Here is a 16,632-nt window from a genome sequence, read left to right on the forward strand (position 1 = left end):
GATTCGTCGGCCGTGATCGGGGGCGGGCTGGACCGGGCGGGCGCGGATGCCGAGCCGGTGGGCGGCGGGGTCGTCGCCGCGACGGCTGCGGTGCACGATCCGGAGGACGAGCCGGCGCCGGTTCGTGCGGACCCGGGGGCTGTCGCCGCTCGCAGCGCCGCGCCGGGCGCGTGGAAGACGGCCCGGCCCGGGCCGGGAGGTGCCGGGTCGCGCCCGGCGCCGGTGGAGGGCCCCGTCTCGGGGGCCGGGTCCGCGCCTCGAGGTGCTTCCGGCGGTGCCGGCCGGGCCGCGTCCGGTGCGGGGAACGGGAACCGGACGCCTGCCGGGCCGCGGAACGGCAGCGCCGGGGACGAGCCGGGTGAGCGCGGGCTGCGAGGGCTGGTCGGGTCCGGGTCCTCGCAGGTCAGCGTCGCTGCCGCGATGCGGGCGCGCGATGCCGCCCGGCCGACCGAGGAGCATGTCGCCGCCGCAGAGACCGAGCTGGTGATCGTGCGACGGAACTGGGTGCCGCGGGAGGACCTTCCGCGCGGCCGCTAGACCCGTCCGGCCGCACCCGAGCCGGGCCGGTCGGCCCGGCTCGGTTCGTTCAGGACGCCGGGAGCGGCGGGAGCTCGCGGGTGGTCTCGTACTCGGCGAGCTGGCCGATGCGGCGGGCGTGGCGTTCGTCGCCCGAGAACGGCGTCGTCAGGAAGGCCTCCGCCATGGCCGACGCCTCGTCGAGGGTGTGCTGGCGGGCACCGATGGCCAGGACGTTCGAGTCGTTGTGCTGGCGGGCCAGCTGGGCGATCTCCACCTTCCAGGCCAGCGCCGAGCGGACACCCGGGATCTTGTTGGCGGCGATCTGCTCGCCGTTGCCGGAGCCGCCGATGACGATGCCCAGGCTGCCCTGGTCGGCGACCACCTTCGCGCCGGTGTTCAGGCAGAACGCGGGGTAGTCGTCCTCCGGGTCGAAGACGTGCGGGCCGACGTCGACGACTTCGTACCCCTGCTTGGCGAGGTGGTTGACGAGGTGGCTCTTCAGCTCGAAGCCGGCGTGGTCGGAACCGAGGTAGACGCGCATGACCGCAGTCTGTCAAACGCCGATCGGAACGTCAGCGCGGCCCGCGGTCTCGCCGCGATGTGATCGGCTGCTGCGGCCGGGTCAGAACGTCAGCGCGGCCCGCAGGGTCACCGCGATGTGGTCGGCCGCCGAACGGGCCGCGTCGAAGATGGCGAGTTTGCGGGCGAAGCCGTGGTTGACCCCCGCGTACCGGACGTGCACGACCGGCACCCCGGCGGCGAGCAGCGCGTCCGCGTAGTCGGCGCCCTCGTCGCGGAGGACGTCGTACTCGGCCGTGATCAGCAGGGTGGGCGGCATGCCGGTGAGGTCCTCGGCGGCGAGCGGCGCGACGTCGGGGCCGAACCGGTCGGCGGGCGACGGGACGAACGTCTCCCAGGCCAGCTTCATCGAGGCGCGGTCCAGGCCGTTGCCGGGAACCTCGTCGTACGACTCCGAGGCCGTCATCGGGTCGATGGCCGGGTAGATCAGCACCTGGTGGTCGAGCGGGGTGGTGGCGTCGCGCTGGCGCCGGGCCGCGATCGTGGCGAGCTGGCCGCCCGCGCTGTCGCCGCCGATCGCCAGCCGGGACGGGTCGACCCCGAGACCCGGGCCCTCCTTGCGGACCCAGCCGAGGACGGTCTCCACGTCCTCCAGCGCGGCCGGCCACACGTGCTCGGGCGCGAGGCGGTAGTCCACCGACAGCACGGCGCAACCCGAGCGGTCGGCGATGCGGCGGCACAGCCGGTCGACCGTCTCCACGCTGCCGTAGCACCAGCCGCCGCCGTGCACGTACACGAAGACGGGTGCGCCGGTCCTGCCCGCGTACAGACGGCAGGGCACGCCGCCGGCGTCCACGTCGACCACCACGGGCAGCGGGATCGCCGGGCCGCACTCGGCCTCGTTGGACTCCTCCATCGCGCGGCGGGCGAAGACGAGCTGCTCGTACGGGTCCGCGGCCAGCACCTCGGCCGGTGGGCGCCGCCGGATGGCCAGCGACGCCGTGACCTGCGGATGCAGCACCGTCAGTCCAGCTGGGCGAGGACGAGACCGCCGCGGGCCTTCGGCGTGAACCAGGTGCTCTTGCGGGGCAGCTTCTGCCGGGCCAGGTTGACGGCCACGAAGTCGTCGACGGTGACCGGGGCGATGAGGATGGCGAGCTCGGCCCGGCCGGCGTCGACCTCGCCGCGCAGCCACTCGGCCGGGTAGTCGCCGCCGACGTACGAGATGCGCTTGTCACCCGGGTCGAGGCCGAGCGCGTCGCGCAGCAGCAGCCGCTCGACCAGCGCGTGGTCCAGGTTGTCGACCACCGGCGCACCCTCCGCGGCGGGCAGGACCACCGCGTACGACGTGCCGTGCGCGTACAGCTCGATGGTGCCCTTGGCGGGGATGGCCGCCGGCCGCGGCAGCTCCTCGACCCGCGCCCCGGCCGCGGTCAGCTGCTGCACCAGGTCGGCGGCCGGAAGCTCGCTGATCAGGCGGTTGTACGGCTGGATGGCGACGGATGCGGGCGTGGTCACCACGGCGAGGAACCTCGGCAGACCGCCGGTCTGCGCGGCCAGGCTGCGGTGGTTGCCGTCGGCGACGACCAGATCGCCGCCGCCGGCGAGGGCGGTCAGCTCGTCCTGCAGCGGACCCTCGGGCACGAGCCAGATCGCGTGCGTGCGGCCGCTCTGGTCCACGTCGGTCGCGGCCGGCGCGCCCGCCTTGTCGGTGGCCGCGGCGAGCGCGGTGTGCAGCTCGCCGCCCTTGCCGGTCTGCAGCAGCAGGACCGGCGACAGCAGCGTCTGCAGCGCCTCGGCCAGGGCGACCCGCTCGCGAACCTTGGCGATGAACACGTCCTCGTTGCGGATGACGAGGCCCGGCTCGTCGGCCCGGGTGGAGATCTGGTCGGTGTCGACCATCGCCCACAGGCCGTACGCGGCCGGCTCGCCCGGCGCGCTGATGCGATAGAGCACGACGACCTGCTCGGCGGGGGTGTAGCTGCCGTCGGCCTTCTCCTCGGCGAGGCGCGCGGCGGCCTCGGGCAGGCAGTCGAGGAACGATTTGCCCACCGACTCCGGCGCCCGGTGGGGCATCTCGATGGCCAGCGCGCTGTGCGGGTTCTCCGCGATGATCGCGGTGATCTCCGCGTCGTCGGCGAACTCGTCGTAGTTCTGCGCGCCGGTGCCGCCAGTGGTGATCCAGGCCCGGCTGATCGGGTGCACGACCGTCATGCCCGCGACGCTACCGAGCGGGTCCGACAGCCGTGTGACGGGCCCGCCGCCGTCCCACCCTTCAGGTCGTGCCTTGGCGGGTCAGGCCGTGCCGCGGCGGTGCCGCCCGTACGCCGGCACGGACGGCATGTTGCCGCGGAACCGGGCCTCGCGGGCCCGGCGCCGCGCGTCGGTGGCCCCGGGGACGTCGGTAACCGGGAAGCTGGAGACCGTCACGGGCGGGGCGACCATCGCGGCGACCTCGGCCGGCAGGGAGGGGCACACGTACTCCCAGACGCCCCGGTGCACCGCGATGGTGGTGGTGGCGACGCTCTCGGACTCGGTCATGGCAGCCTCCGGGCGGGGTGACGGGTATCACCCTCTTAACGACCGTCATCGCCCGGACGTGATGACTTCACTCGAAGATCGGGCCGATGTCCCGCGAACGCTTCAGCTCGTAGAAGCCCGGCGTACCCGCGACGAGCAGGACGCCGTCCCACAGCCTGCCGGCCGCCTCGCCCTTGGGCGCCGGGGTGACGACGGGGCCGAAGAACGCCACGGTCTCCCCGTCGACCGGGCCGGGCGCGTGGATGACCGGCGTGCCGACGTCGGTGCCCACCGGCTTCATGCCGGCGTTGTGGCTGGCCCGCAGCGCGTCGTCCCAGGCGTCGCTGGTGGCGGCGTCGGCCAGCGCCGGGTCCAGCCCGACCTCGGTGAGCGCCTCCGTGTAGAGCTTCTCGCCGGGCTCGTACTTTTGCAGGTGGATGCGGGTGCCCAGAGCCGTGTAGAGGTCACGCAGCACCTGCGGCCCGGCGGCCTCGGCGGCGGCGATGCAGACGCGTACGGGTCCCCAGCCGTTGTCGAGCAGCTTCCTGTATTCCTCCGGCAGGTCGCGGCCCTCGTTGAGCACCGAGAGGCTCATCACGTTGAACCGGACATCGACCGGACGGATCTTCTCCACCTCGAGCAGCCAGCGCGAGGTCATCCACGCCCAGGGACAGATCGGGTCGAACCACATGTCGACGGCAGCGCGTTCACTCATCCCCCGATCCTCCACCCGCGGGGCCGCGCCCGGCGGTGACATGCGCCACGCGTGAACCACATAGGCTGGCGTGGAAAGCTCGAGGCCGGAGGCGGAGCCGCCCCGACCAGCATGGAGGAGAGTGATCGTGGCCGGAGTTCGTAACCTGACCCAGGTCGAGGCCGCCGAGCGGGCCCGCCTGCTCGAGGTGACGGGGTACGACATCGCCCTGGATCTGACCGACGGGGCCGGAAACCCGGGCGACGGCACCTTCCGGACGGTCACCGAGGTCACGTTCCGCTGCACCGAGCCGGGGGCGCAGACGTTCATCGAGGTCGCCGCGGCCTCGATCCGATCCGCCGAGCTCAACGGCACGCCGGTGGACACCTCCGCATGGTCGGCCGAGACCGGGCTCACGCTGACCGGCCTGGCGGCGGAGAACACGCTCGTCGTCGACGCCGACTTCCACTTCTCCGCCAGCGGCCAGGGCCTGCAGCGCAGCGTCGACCCGGTGGACAAGGAGGTCTACCTCTACAGCCAGTTCGAGACGGCGGACGCCCAGCGGGTGTACGCGGCGTTCGACCAGCCCGACCTCAAGAGCGTCTTCACGTGGCACGCGACCGTGCCGGCGCACTGGAAGGTCATCTCCAACATGCCGGTGGACAGCACCGTGGCGGCCGAGGGCGGCGCCAAGACGGTGCACTTCACCACGTCGCCGCGGATGAGCACGTACATCACGGCGCTGTGCGCGGGGCCGTACCACGAGGTGCGGGACAGCCACGACGGCATCGACCTGGGCGCGTTCTGCCGGGCCTCGATGGCGCAGTACCTCGACTCCGACGACCTCTTCCTCATCACCAAGCAGGGCTTCGACTTCTTCCACGAGCAGTTCGGGGTGCGCTACCCGCTGCCGAAGTACGACCAGCTGTGGGTGCCCGACTTCAACGCCGGCGCGATGGAGAACTTCGGCTGCGTCACGCACGCCGAGGCGCACTACATCTTCCGGTCGCAGGTCACCGACTACGAGTACGAGCAGCGCGCCAACACGATCCTGCACGAGCTGGCCCACATGTGGTTCGGCGACCTGGTGACCATGCGCTGGTGGAACGACCTGTGGCTGAACGAGTCGTTCGCCGAGTGGGCGAGCCACTGGTGCAACACCAGCGCGACCCGGTTCACCGACGCCTGGTCGACGTTCCTGTCGGTGCGCAAGACGTGGGGCTACCGGCAGGACCAGCTGTCCTCCACCCACCCGGTGTACTGCGAGATGCCCGACCTCGAGGCCGTGGAGGTCAACTTCGACGGCATCACGTACGCCAAGGGCGCGAGCGTCATCAAGCAGCTCGTGGCGTACGTGGGGCTGGACTCCTTCGTCGCCGGGCTGCGCGCGTACTTCCAGCGGCACGCCTGGGGCAACGCGACGTTCGACGACCTGCTGACCGAGCTGGAGACGGCGTCCGGCCGGGAGCTGCGCAAGTTCGCCGCGCAGTGGCTGGAGACCGCGCAGGTCAACACACTGCGGCCGATCGTGACCGTGGGGGCGGACGGCTCGTACGAGAGCGTGGTCGTCAAGCAGGAGGCGCCCGCGGAGTATCCGACGCTGCGCACGCACCGCATCGGCGTCGGCCTCTACGACGTGCAGGGCGACCGGCTCGTGCGCCGCGACCGCCTGGAGATCGACGTGTCCGGTGAGGAGACGCCGATCCCCGCGCTCGCCGGGCTGCCGGCCGCCGACGTGCTGCTGCTCAACGACGACGACCTCACCTACGCGAAGCTGCGCCTCGACGAGCGGTCGATGGCCACGATCGTGCGCCACATCGACGGCTTCGAGTCGTCGCTGCCGCGCGCGCTCTGCTGGGCGGCGGCGTGGGACATGGTGCGCGACGCCGAGCTGGCCGCCCGCGACTACGTCGCCCTGGTGCGCACGGGCCTGCCCAAGGAACGCGACATCAACCTGACGACGGCGACGCTGCGGCAGGCGCAGACCACGCTGACGATGTACGCCGACCCGCAGTGGGCGCCGACCGGCTGGGCGCAGCTGGCGGAGACGGCCCGTACGGCGCTGATGGCGGCCGAGCCGGGCAGCGGCTTCCAGCTGGCGTGGGCGCGCGCGTACATCGGATCCGCCCGCGGCCAGGAGGACCTGACGACCCTGCGCGGCTGGCTCGAGGGGCGCGACATCCCGGCCGGGCTCACCGTCGACACCGAGCTGCGGTGGTCGCTGCTGGAGGCGCTGGCCGCGCGCGGCGCCGCCGGCGACGAGGAGATCGGCGCCGAGCTCGAGTCGGACCGGACCGCCAGCGGCGAGCGGGAGGCGGCCCTCGCCCGCGCCCTGCTGCCGACGCCGGAGAACAAGGCCGCCGTGTGGGCCAAGCTGACCGGTGGCGAGAAGCTGCCGAACTGGCTGAACCGGTCGCTGCTGCAGGGCTTCCAGTCGTCGACGCAGGTGGAGCTGACCGCGCCGTACGCCCCGAAGTTCTTCCAGGTCGTCGACGACGTGTGGGCCCGTTCGGACAGCGAACCGGCCCAGGAGTTCGTGATGCTGGCGTACCCGGCGTACCAGGTCAGCGAGGAGACCGTCGCCCTGACCGACGCGTGGCTGGCGGCCGACGGGCATCCGGCGTCGCTGCGCCGGCTCGTGGCCGAAGGCCGCGACGGCGTGCTGCGGGCGCTGAAGGCGCGCGCGAAGGACGCCACCGCCTGACCGATCCGCCGAGTGTCGCGGGCCGCAAGGATTTCCTTGCGGCCCGCGACACTTCCGGTCCGGAAACGGGGCGGAAACAACACTGCGTGAGTACGCTGGCACTCCGCGGTGTTGGAGGAGGTCCGGTGGCGGTGATCGGTCAGAGCTCCCCGGTGCGGTGGGCCGCTCCCGACGGGCCCTGGACCGAGCCGGACCTGCACCTGTTCCCACCGGACGGGCACCGCTACGAGATCATCGACGGCAGCCTGTACGTCACCCCGCCGCTCGACAAGGAGCACGGGAGCGTCGTCGCGGCGCTGATCGGCACGCTCCGCAGCGCGGCGCCCGCGGGCTGGTGGGTGTGCGACCGGCTCGGCATCGAGATCGGCGGCAGCAACCTGATCCCCGATGTGACCGTCCTGCGGCCGCACTCGTCCGGGTCGGTCTGGGCCGACCCCGCCGACGTCGCGCTGGTGGCCGAGGTGGAGACGGGGCCGAGCCGGCGCTGCGACCGGCTGCTCAAGCCCGCCGTCTACGCCGAGGCCGGGATCGCCCGTTACTGGCGGATCGAGCGGGCACCGGAGCCGGTGCTGCACGCCTACGCGCTGGGCCCGGACGGCTACGAACCGCGGGCGACGATCCGGGGCGCCGACCCGGTGAAGGTCGACGCCCCGTATCCGCTCCGGGTGGCCCCGGGAAGCTGGTCGTAGCGGTTCAGTGCCCGCCCGGCGAGCGAGGCCCGCCGGTCGTAGCGGTTCAGTGCCGCCCGGCGTGCGAGGCCAGCTGGTCGATGCCGGCGAGCACGCCGCCGGCGAGGTCCCCACCGGCGAACGAGGCCGCCATCGACAGCGCGGCGAGCTTCGAGTCGCGGTCGCTGATGCGCTTGCGGGCGTCCGGGCCGGTGACGATCTCGAGGACCCGCTGGTTGGGCGAGACCGCGATGAGCACGGCCGTGGCGGCACCGTCGAGCCGGCGGTGCAGCGCCTCGGCGGTCTCCCGGGTGGGCTCGTCGAGGTCGCCGATGTAGACGCTGAACGTGAGGCCGGTCTGCTGGTCGGCCACGCGCAGCGCCTCGTCGAGGCGCAGCAGCTGCCGGGTCGTGAACGGCCCGTCGAGCGCCGCGGCGCCGTCCTCGCTCATGCTGAGCTCGGGCGCCTCGCTGAGCGTGGGGCCGCCCGGCTCGTCGAGCGCGGTCAGCGGCTGCTCGCCGCCGCCGGTCGCGATGGCCTGGTGCTCACCAACGGTCACTTGCGCCTCCAACCACTCCGGCCGGCACGGGGCGACCCGACTGCACCTCGACGGCGCCGGACTCCAGCGCCGGGGGCTGCGCGACGCCACCGGACGTGCGGCCGCCGTACGCCGGGCTCACCTGCGAGGGTGACGCCAGGAACCAGATCGGCTGGAAGTCGTACGGCCGGCCGGGCCGGTAGCGACGGTCGCGCCGGGTGCGCCGGCCACCGGCCGCAGCGAGGGCCGAGATCACGACGATGGCCGCGAGCGGAATCCCCGCGAAGATCAGGATGGTGCTGAATATCGACAACCTCAACGCCCCCAGGCGTCATAAGGGACCGGGCCAAGTCACTGTGTTCCCAGTGATCCGAACGTCAATCACGGTAGCGGAGTGCGGGCGGTCGCGGACCGCCGGGTGTCAAGACCCACTACGTGGGATCTCCGTGGCCACGCGAAAACGGTCGCGAGGTGCGAAAATCACCCTCACACGTCGTCCGCGCCCCACCGCGGCGGACGGCAGGAGGGGGAAGGTCATGCGTCCATCCGTCCCGGCCGCGCTGGCAGCGCTGGCGCTGGCGACCGCCGTCGCACTTCCCGGCACCCCCGCCCGGGCCGCCGCCGTCTTCGTGGAGGCCAACCCGAGCACCGTACGCGCAGGCGACGAGGTCGGCCTGCGCGCCAGCTGCAGCGACAACCTGGCCGCCGCGACGGTGACGTCCGACCCGCTGGGGACGGTCACGGTCTCCCCCCGGTACGGCTTCCTGACCGCGACCAAGCGGGTGCCCGCCACCACCGATCCGGGCGCCTACTCCGTCAACCTGCGCTGCCCGGACGGCAAGACCGCGAAGAACACCCTGCACGTGGTGGTGAAAGTGGAACCGGCCCGCGGCCCGGCCACCGGGGGCGGGGGAACCGCCGGCGGACGTTCGGCGCCGATGCTGATCGGGGGCGGCGCGACCGCCGTCGCGGCCGGCATAGCCCTGGGCCTGGTGGCGCTGCGCCGCCGGCGGGTCGGCTGAGGCTCGGCCGATGTCCCGCCCGGTACGGCCGGAGCCGGTGGGCCGCGGCCCGCGGATGCCGGAGTCGGTTGTCCGGCGCCGCCCGGCGGAGCGCGCCCGGCGCCGGGGGCGGCTGCCCGCTCCCCCGCCCGTACGCGGGCGCCGTCCGCTCCCGTTGGGCCTGATCGCCGTACTGCTCGTCTTCGTCGGCCTGTTCGCGGTGGGCGCCGGCGTCGGGGCCGCGACCGGGTTCGACCTGGGCGACCTCTTCAAGGGCCCGGACAAGCCGCCACCGCGCGCGTTTCCCGTGCTGGAGCCGAGCCGGCCGCAGCGGCTGGTCATCCCGGCCATCAAGGTGGAGGCTCCGCTGCTCACCGTGGGGCTGGCGAAGGACGGGTCGGTGGCCGTACCGCCGCTGGACCGCCACAACGAGGCGGGCTGGTTCGAGGAGGGGCCGACCCCGGGACAGTTCGGGCCGGCGCTGATCGTGGGGCACGCGGACACCCGTACCGGGCCTTCGGTCTTCCACCGCCTGCACGAGCTCCGGCCGGGCCAGAAGATCGAGGTGGTCCGTGCCGACGACGAGACGGCGGTCTTCGAGGTGAACTCGGTGGAGCACTTCGGCAAGGAGAAACTGCCGATCAAACGGGTGTACGGCGACTACAGCAGACCGTCGCTGCGCCTGGTCACCTGCGGCGGCACGTGGCTCGGCGGTGGCAAGGGCTACTCCGACAACGTCATCGTCTTCGCGTCGCTGGTCGGTACGAAGGAGGTGTAGCTCACGCCGCCTCGGCCTCGACCGGCGTGGGCAGGTCGAGCCAGTCCGCCCAGCGGGGGTCCGGCGTACGGTGCCCGAGCACGCGCCACGCCACCCCGCGCGGCGCCTGCGGCGCGGCGTGCAACCGCCAGCCGAGCTCGGCCGGGGTCTTGTCACCTTTGCTGTGGTTGCATTTCGCGCAGGCCGCCACGACGTTCTCCCAGGCGTGCAGGCCGCCGCGGCTGCGCGGGAAGACGTGGTCGATGGTCTCGGCGGAGCCCCGGCAGTAGGCGCAGCGGCCCCCGTCGCGAGCGAAGATCGCGCGGCGGGACAGGCCCACGTGCGTGCGGTACGGCACCTTCACGTACCGGGTGAGGCGGACGACGGACGGGACCGGGAGGGTGTGGCGCGCACTGTGCAGGATGCCGTCCCCGTCGGACACGCATTCGGCCTTGGCGGTCAGCACGAGGATGGTCGCTCGACGCACCGATACGACGCACAGCGGCTCGTAGGTGGCGTTCAGAACCAACGCGGAAGAGCCCACTGTAGGTCGTATGTCAGGCATCGAGGTCACCCTTCGGGGTAGGTGCTTGTACCGCTCCCAGTTGTGCTTGTCGTCTCAGCAGAGTTCGCCGGGGCCCCGCGGCGAGCGAGTCCTCGTGCGCCAATAGTCCCTGATGAATGACGAATTGGCGAGCACAATCTGTGGCCGGGGCGTAAACGTCTGAGGTCTCGTGGGAGGATGTCCGGTTCTCGGGAGGGGACGACCGGCCGGTACGGTGGTCCCCCGTGATTCCGCTCGCGCCACCGACCCCCACACCATCCGGCAGCACCGAACCGTTCTTCAACGGCACCCCGGATGTCTCGGAGAGCTGCAAAGCCGACGCGTTGTGCACCTGGATCCTCAACAAGACCGACATCCAGTGGCTCGCCAACGGCAGTTACGTCTTCATCGTGAAGCCACTGCGGATCCTCGCCATCGTCGTGATCGCCATGGTGATCCGGTGGGCGCTGCACCGCGCGATCCGGCGGCTGACCACCTCCACCTCACGGGCGGAGATGCCCGCCCTGCTCAAGCCGCTGCGCGAGCGGACCGCCAAGGTGGAGGCGGCGGACAACACGTTCATCCCCGAGCGCCGCCGGCAACGGGCCGAGGCGATCGGGTCGGTGCTGCGCAGCTTCGTGACGGCGGTGGTCTTCACGATGGCCACGCTGCTGGTGATGGGCGAGCTGGGCTTCAACCTGGGGCCGCTGCTGGCCAGCGCCGGCATCGTCGGTGTGGCGCTGGGCTTCGGTGCGCAGAGCCTGGTGAAGGACCTCATCGCCGGCCTGTTCATGCTGCTGGAGGACCAGTACGGCGTCGGCGACTCGGTCGACCTGGGCGATGCCGTGGGCGTGGTGGAGACGGTCGGGCTGCGGGTGACGACCGTACGGGACATGCGCGGCGTGCTCTGGTACATCCGCAACGGCGAGATCGTCCGGGTGGGCAACAAGAGCCAGGGGTGGGCGATGGTGGTCATCGACATCCCGATCGGCTTCGTGAACTCCGAGGAGGCCATCTCGGTGCTGCGTACCGCGGCGCTGGCACTCGCGGACGAGCCGGAGCACTCGACGGAGTTCCTGGAGCCGCCGGACGTGGTCGGCGTGGAGCAGCTGACCGTCGACGGCGCGGTGATCCGCACGATCGCGAAGACCACCGCGGACGGTCAGCCGGTCCTCCAGCGCGAGCTGCGCCGGCGGCTCACCGAGGCGCTGGAGACCTCCGGCATCGCCGAACGCATCGCCGTCTCGCGCATGCTGCCCCGCTCCGCCGTGCCGCCGACGTATTCGCAACCGTCGACCGATTCATCCTCAGGCGCGCCCGGAGGTGCCACCTGAGCTGCTGATACGGCATAGTGGGGGATGTCCGCCCTCGACCGAATGGCCGACAATCCCCCCGTACGCCCTAGCCACGGCTCGGACGATCGGGCAGAATCGTGCAAGAAGCATCTGCACATGCAGCGTCACGTACGCGACGGCGGTGACCACCCGGCCGGAAGCGTTCGTGACCGGCCGCCGTCGGCGATCCCGCCGGCCGTCGCGATCGATGGAGGGCCCTGGTGTCCGACGACCGACCCGCCGGGCGATCCGCCGACGCCGGCGGTGGCGCGACGGAGCCGGACCGCCTGGTGACCTTCCGGGACGTCTTCGCGGTCCGCGAGTACCGCGCGATGTACATCTCGCTCATCGTCAACTGGGTCGGCGACTACCTCGCACGCGCGGCGATCATCGTGCTCGTCTACCAGCAGAGCCATTCGGTGATGCTGTCCGCCGCCTCGTTCGCCATGAGCTATCTGCCGTGGGTCGTCGGCGGCCCGGTGCTGGCGGCGGTCGCGGAGCGATATCCGTACCGCCGGGTCCTGATCGTCTGCGACCTGGCGCGCGCCCTGCCGGTCGCCCTGATCGCGCTGCCCGGCATGCCCGTGCCCGCGGTCCTCGTGCTGCTGTTCGTGGCGATGCTGGGCGCGCCACCCACGCAGGCGGCCCGGTCCGCGCTCGTCCCGCTGATCCTCGAGCGCCGGCAGGTCGTCACGGGTCTGGCACTCAACGCCTCGACGTCACAGGCGGCGCAGGTCTTCGGCTATCTGGCCGGTGCCACGCTGGCCGCGGGCTTCAACGCGCGGCTCGGTCTCGCCCTGGACTCGCTCTCGTTCCTGATCTCGGCGGCCGTGATCGCGGCGGGCGTCCGGCCTCGGCCCGCGGCGACCAGCCCGGCCCAGCGCCGGCACCTGCTCCGCGAAACGAGCGAGGGCTTCCGGCTGGTCTTCGGCACGCCGCTGCTGCGCGCGATCGCGCTGATGGTCTTCGCGCTCACGACGTTCACGATCCTGCCCGAGGGCCTGGCCGCGGGCTGGGCCGCGCTGTTCCGCGACGACCCCGCCGGCCGCGGCTTCGACCAGGGCCTGCTCATGGCCGCGGCGCCCGTCGGGTTCGTGATCGGCGGCCTGGCCGCGGGCCGCCTCGTGCAGCACTCCCGCAAAGGTCGCCTGATCCGCCCGTTCGCGCTGCTCGCCCCGACAGCGCTCATCGCGACCATGTGGGCGCCGAACGCGGCCACCGCCGCCACGCTGGTGATGGTGTCCGGCGTCGCCCAGGGCGTCCTGATGCCGACCCTGAACGGCATCTTCGTGCTGGCGCTGCCGCACGGCTACCGCGCCCGGGCGTTCGGGGTGATGCAGGGCGGGATGCAGCTGACCCAGGGCGCCGCGGTCATGGTCAGCGGCGCGCTGGCCCAGCACTCGTCGATCCCGCGCGTCGTGGGCCTGTGGAGCATCGGCGGCCTCCTGCTCATGACGGTGCTGACCGTACGGTGGAACAGCCGGCCGACCATCCCGGAGGCCGAGCCGCCGGCGCCGACCGAGGCGGACGCCGCGCCGGCCCCCGCGCAGGCGGCCACCGAGCTTCCGGCCTCGCCGGAGGATCCCCCGGCCGGCAGCCCGGTGCGCCCGCCCGAGGCGCGGCCCGGCGAGACCGCAATGCGCGTCACACCGGCCCGGGGCCGGCACTCGGCGGCTGGCAGACTGGACGGGTGAGCGAAGTCAGCTTCTTCGAGGCGGTCGGCGGCGAGCCCACCTTCCGCCGGCTCGTCGACCGGTTCTACGAGGGCGTCGCCAAGGACCCGCTGCTGCGCCCGATGTATCCCGAGGAGGATCTCGGACCGGCCGCGGAACGGCTGACGCTGTTCCTGATGCAGTACTGGGGCGGCCCCAGCACCTACTCCGAGAACCGGGGCCACCCCCGGCTGCGCATGCGGCACGCGCCGTTCCGCGTGGGCCCGGAGGAGCGCGACGCGTGGCTGCTGCACATGCGTGAGGCCGTCGACTCGCTGGAGCTGCCCGAGCCGCACCGCACCGCCCTCTGGGACTACCTGGAGCGCGCGGCGTACTTCATGGTCAACACCATGGAAGCGCAACCCGGAGGGCCGGCTGTTCGTTGATCGGGTGACTCGTCCCGATCCCTGGAGCTGCCCCGATGCGACGCCGCTTGTTCGCCGCCGCCGCCATGACCTGCGCCGTCCTGCTGGGCGCGAGCCCCGCGGCGGCCGACCTGGCCCAACCGGCGGTGGTCTCCACCAACCCGGTCGACTACACCCCGCACGTGCTCAAGGGCACCGTCTGGGCCATCACCGTCGTCGGCGACACGGTGGTCGTCGGCGGCAGCTTCACCCAGGTCCAGGACAGCACCGGCAAGCTGACCTACAACCGGAAGAACATCTTCGCGTACGGGCTGAACGACGGCGTCGTGCGCCCGTTCGCCCCCGAGGTGGACGCGCCCGTCTACGCGCTGGCGCCCGGCGCCGACAACTCCGTCTACCTGGGCGGCGCCTTCCGGACCGTCAACAAGGTGACCCAGCGTGGGCTCGCCCGGGTCGGGCTCGGCAGCGGCGACCGCGTCGCCGCGTTCGGGGCGAAGATCAACTGGGGTGACGTACGGGCCATGGCGGTCCGCGGCAGCCGCCTCTACGTCGGCGGCACGTTCTCGGCCGTCAACGGCGTGAGCCGGGTCGGCCTGGCCCGCCTCGACACCACCTCGGGCGCGGTCGACGCCGGCTTCGACGCCAAGCTGTCGGCGCCGGGGCTGAGCCGTACCCGGGTGGAGCACTTCGACCTCACCCCGGACGGCAAGCGGCTGGTCATCATCGGCGCGCTGCTCAAGGTCGGCGCGGTCAGCCGTACGCAGATCGCCATGTTCGACACCTCGGGCACCGCGGCGACCGTGCTGAGCTGGTACACCGACGCGTACAAGCCGGAGTGCATGAAGGGCTTCGACACGTACCTGCGGCAGGTGAAGTTCTCGCCCGACGGCCGGTACTTCGTCGTCGTGTCCACCGGCCGCGCCTCCTCCCCCACGAAGCTCTGCGACTCGGCGGCCCGCTTCGAGACCGCCGGCGGCGGCAAGCACAACCCGACCTGGGTGCAGCGCACCGGCGGCGACTCGCTCTACGCGGTCGCGGTCACCGGCAGCGCCGTGTACGTCGGCGGCCACCAGCGCTACCTCGACAACCCGTACGGCAGCGACGCGGACGGCCCCGGCCCCGGCGCCGTGCAGCGGGTCGGCATCGGCGCGCTCAACCCGACGACCGGCCGGGCCCTCGCGTGGGACCCCACCCGCAAGCGCGGCGTCGGCGTCCGGGCGTTCCAGGTCGTGCAGGAGGGTCTGATCGTCGGCTCCGACACCGACCAGCTCGGCAAGGAGTACCACGGCCGGATCGGCATGTTCCCCGCGAGCTGACCTGAGCAGACACACGGAAGGCCGGGCCCGACGGGCCCGGCCTTTTCCATGTGCGTGCGGCGACCTACAGCAGTGCGCCCTCGTCGTGCAGCCAGTCGACGAAGGACGTCGCCACGGCGGCACCGCAGTCGAGCATCTCGACGAGGAGCGCGTCGTGCGCCCCCGAGGCGAGCGGCACCTGCAGCTCGGCGTAGATCGGCAGCTGACCCCGCTCGGTCGGGTCGCCGACGTACGCCTTGCAGAAGCGGCGGGTGTGGTTCCACTCGTTGACGACCCGGTACGCACGGTCGGCCCAGTCCGGCGGGACGGTCGCGTGCGGGCGCGCCCGCATCACGAGGATCTCGTCGTCAGGGCCCTCGAGCGTGAACAGCACCGCGTGCCGTTCCCACATCGCCAGGAGGCTTCCGCCGCCGTCGGCGAGGAACCGGATGTCGAGCAGGTCGAGGGCCTTGCCGATCCGGCCCAGGTCGACCGGGACGACCTGGTCGTGCTCGTCGATCGAGGACAGGTCGGCGGAGGACATCGCGGACCGCTCGGGTTCACGCTGCGTCGGCACGCCGACACGGACGCTGCTCTGCAGCGCGACCTCGCCGCCGCTGTCGGGTTCGTTGTCTCCGGACGAACCGGGACGCCATGACCACCACGGCATCGTTGTGCACCTCACTCCCCAGCAGGTCAGCCGCCGGACGTAGCGGTGGACCCGGGGGCGACGGTACCCGTACAGGTCGCGGAGGTCATCCCCTCAAAGGGAGGGCGAAGCCGGACGACCGAGGCAGCATCACCCTTTCGGGTGATCCCCTATAGACATAACGGTCAAATTCTGGACCGGCTGTAGCCACGCGACTCCATATGGTGCAGAAAGACCCACCCAGCGTCCCGCTACGCACACGCGCGTACTCGGGCTGTCCACATCGGCCGGACCGAGGAAGCCCATCCGCGAGACCGCCTGCACGAGACGCTGCGGAACCTCCACCGCGGCGCCGCCGGCCGGGGTGACGAGCAGGGCCACGTGATCGAGAAGCGCGTCGCGGACCGCCCGCTGCCCGACGGCGCGGCCGGCGAGTCCGCCCGCCGTCACCTCCCGCAGCGTGCCCGCGGCGGCCGAAGCCAGGCGGCTCAGCTCGGTCGAGGCGACCGATTCCACCGTCGCCACCCGGGCCGGCGGCAACGCCCAGCGCCAGTCCGCGTCGCGGCGGGCCGGCAGCTCATCGCCGCCGCCGGCGAGCACGGCCAGCAGCTCGGCGGCCGACACCGTGGCATCCCCCGGGCCCGGGCCGGCCACCTCGCGGGTGACGAGCACACCCCAGGGCAGCCGCGCCCACAGCGCCGTGCGGCCCGCGGAGCCCGAGCGCAGCCGGACCGGCAGCGACCGGTCGAGGCGGGTCAGCCGGGCGAGGAAGGCGCCGGCGTCCGGCACCCCGGTGAGGCCGTGCGCCGCCAC

At 72.6% G+C, this 16,632-nt stretch carries 19 protein-coding genes; 9 read left to right on the forward strand and 10 right to left on the reverse strand.

The annotated features are described in order from the left end of the window. The first annotated feature begins 222 nt into the window (after positions 1-222). Positions 223-537 (forward strand): hypothetical protein, encoded by a 315-nt coding sequence (locus tag COUCH_RS32180; protein ID WP_346016015.1) that lies wholly within the window; start codon positions 223-225, stop codon positions 535-537. 49 nt (positions 538-586) lie between these two features. On the opposite strand, the gene COUCH_RS32185 is transcribed toward COUCH_RS32180, so the two are convergent. The 5 genes from COUCH_RS32185 to COUCH_RS32205 form a co-directional block, all read right to left on the reverse strand. Next, on the reverse strand, positions 587-1,060 hold the full coding sequence (locus COUCH_RS32185) for a ribose-5-phosphate isomerase (RefSeq protein ID WP_249608946.1): 474 nt from the start codon (positions 1,058-1,060) through the stop codon (positions 587-589). 81 nt (positions 1,061-1,141) lie between these two features. Then, positions 1,142-2,059, reverse strand: coding sequence for an alpha/beta hydrolase (locus tag COUCH_RS32190; RefSeq protein WP_249608947.1), 918 nt, complete (start codon positions 2,057-2,059; stop codon positions 1,142-1,144). 2 nt (positions 2,060-2,061) lie between these two features. Next, positions 2,062-3,252: a DUF1015 family protein gene (locus COUCH_RS32195; protein ID WP_249608948.1), complete on the reverse strand. Its 1,191-nt coding sequence runs from the start codon at positions 3,250-3,252 to the stop codon at positions 2,062-2,064. 81 nt (positions 3,253-3,333) lie between these two features. Beyond that, positions 3,334-3,579, reverse strand: coding sequence for a hypothetical protein (locus COUCH_RS32200; RefSeq protein ID WP_249608949.1), 246 nt, complete (start codon positions 3,577-3,579; stop codon positions 3,334-3,336). Between the two features lie 67 nt (positions 3,580-3,646). After that, on the reverse strand, positions 3,647-4,273 hold the full coding sequence (locus COUCH_RS32205) for a DsbA family protein (RefSeq protein ID WP_249608950.1): 627 nt from the start codon (positions 4,271-4,273) through the stop codon (positions 3,647-3,649). Positions 4,274-4,400: 127 nt separating this feature from the next. On the opposite strand from COUCH_RS32205, the gene pepN reads away from it, so the two are divergent. Both pepN and COUCH_RS32215 read left to right on the forward strand, forming a co-directional pair. After that, complete coding sequence (pepN, locus tag COUCH_RS32210; protein ID WP_249608951.1) at positions 4,401-6,956, forward strand: aminopeptidase N; 2,556 nt, start codon at positions 4,401-4,403, stop codon at positions 6,954-6,956. A gap of 125 nt (positions 6,957-7,081) precedes the next feature. Beyond that, entirely contained in the window at positions 7,082-7,645 is a 564-nt protein-coding gene (locus COUCH_RS32215) for a Uma2 family endonuclease (protein ID WP_249608952.1), read from the forward strand. A 46-nt stretch (positions 7,646-7,691) separates the two neighbouring features. On the opposite strand, the gene COUCH_RS32220 is transcribed toward COUCH_RS32215, so the two are convergent. Together COUCH_RS32220 and ctaJ are read right to left on the reverse strand one after the other, a co-directional pair. Further along, a complete protein-coding gene (locus COUCH_RS32220) occupies positions 7,692-8,075 on the reverse strand; it encodes a DUF5130 family protein (protein ID WP_249613873.1) in 384 nt (127 codons plus the stop codon). Between the two features lie 94 nt (positions 8,076-8,169). Continuing rightward, a complete protein-coding gene (gene ctaJ, locus COUCH_RS32225; RefSeq protein WP_430640839.1) occupies positions 8,170-8,475 on the reverse strand; it encodes an aa3-type cytochrome oxidase subunit CtaJ in 306 nt (101 codons plus the stop codon). A gap of 223 nt (positions 8,476-8,698) precedes the next feature. Between ctaJ and COUCH_RS32230 the strand changes: the two genes are divergently transcribed. Both COUCH_RS32230 and COUCH_RS32235 read left to right on the forward strand, forming a co-directional pair. Then, positions 8,699-9,184, forward strand: coding sequence for a hypothetical protein (locus tag COUCH_RS32230; protein ID WP_249608953.1), 486 nt, complete (start codon positions 8,699-8,701; stop codon positions 9,182-9,184). 55 nt (positions 9,185-9,239) lie between these two features. Continuing rightward, positions 9,240-9,941 carry a class F sortase gene (locus tag COUCH_RS32235; protein ID WP_430641013.1) on the forward strand — a complete coding sequence of 234 codons (702 nt, stop codon included), beginning with the start codon at positions 9,240-9,242 and terminating at the stop codon, positions 9,939-9,941. 1 nt (position 9,942) lies between these two features. On the opposite strand, the gene COUCH_RS32240 is transcribed toward COUCH_RS32235, so the two are convergent. Beyond that, the gene (locus COUCH_RS32240) at positions 9,943-10,485 is read right to left on the reverse strand and encodes an HNH endonuclease (protein WP_199516562.1); all 543 of its coding nucleotides are present in this window, start codon (positions 10,483-10,485) and stop codon (positions 9,943-9,945) included. Positions 10,486-10,712: 227 nt separating this feature from the next. Here COUCH_RS32240 and COUCH_RS32245 point away from each other — a divergent pair, with 227 nt between their 5' ends. The 4 genes from COUCH_RS32245 (at position 10,713) to COUCH_RS32260 (ending at position 15,191) form a co-directional block, all read left to right on the forward strand. Beyond that, the gene (locus COUCH_RS32245; RefSeq protein ID WP_430641014.1) at positions 10,713-11,798 is read left to right on the forward strand and encodes a mechanosensitive ion channel family protein; all 1,086 of its coding nucleotides are present in this window, start codon (positions 10,713-10,715) and stop codon (positions 11,796-11,798) included. A gap of 218 nt (positions 11,799-12,016) precedes the next feature. Then, positions 12,017-13,492 carry an MFS transporter gene (locus tag COUCH_RS32250; RefSeq protein WP_430641015.1) on the forward strand — a complete coding sequence of 492 codons (1,476 nt, stop codon included), beginning with the start codon at positions 12,017-12,019 and terminating at the stop codon, positions 13,490-13,492. Continuing rightward, entirely contained in the window at positions 13,489-13,896 is a 408-nt protein-coding gene (locus COUCH_RS32255; RefSeq protein WP_249608956.1) for a globin, read from the forward strand. Before COUCH_RS32250 ends, COUCH_RS32255 begins: the two co-directional genes overlap by 4 nt. Before the next feature lie 35 nt (positions 13,897-13,931). Next, the gene (locus COUCH_RS32260; RefSeq protein ID WP_249608957.1) at positions 13,932-15,191 is read left to right on the forward strand and encodes a delta-60 repeat domain-containing protein; all 1,260 of its coding nucleotides are present in this window, start codon (positions 13,932-13,934) and stop codon (positions 15,189-15,191) included. Between the two features lie 64 nt (positions 15,192-15,255). On the opposite strand, the gene COUCH_RS32265 is transcribed toward COUCH_RS32260, so the two are convergent. After that, the gene (locus tag COUCH_RS32265) at positions 15,256-15,714 is read right to left on the reverse strand and encodes a YbjN domain-containing protein (protein WP_372443895.1); all 459 of its coding nucleotides are present in this window, start codon (positions 15,712-15,714) and stop codon (positions 15,256-15,258) included. Between the two features lie 255 nt (positions 15,715-15,969). Continuing rightward, a complete protein-coding gene (locus tag COUCH_RS32270) occupies positions 15,970-16,632 on the reverse strand; it encodes a hypothetical protein (RefSeq protein ID WP_249608958.1) in 663 nt (220 codons plus the stop codon).

The organism is Couchioplanes caeruleus, from assembly GCF_023499255.1.
Taxonomy (GTDB): domain Bacteria; phylum Actinomycetota; class Actinomycetes; order Mycobacteriales; family Micromonosporaceae; genus Actinoplanes; species Actinoplanes caeruleus_A.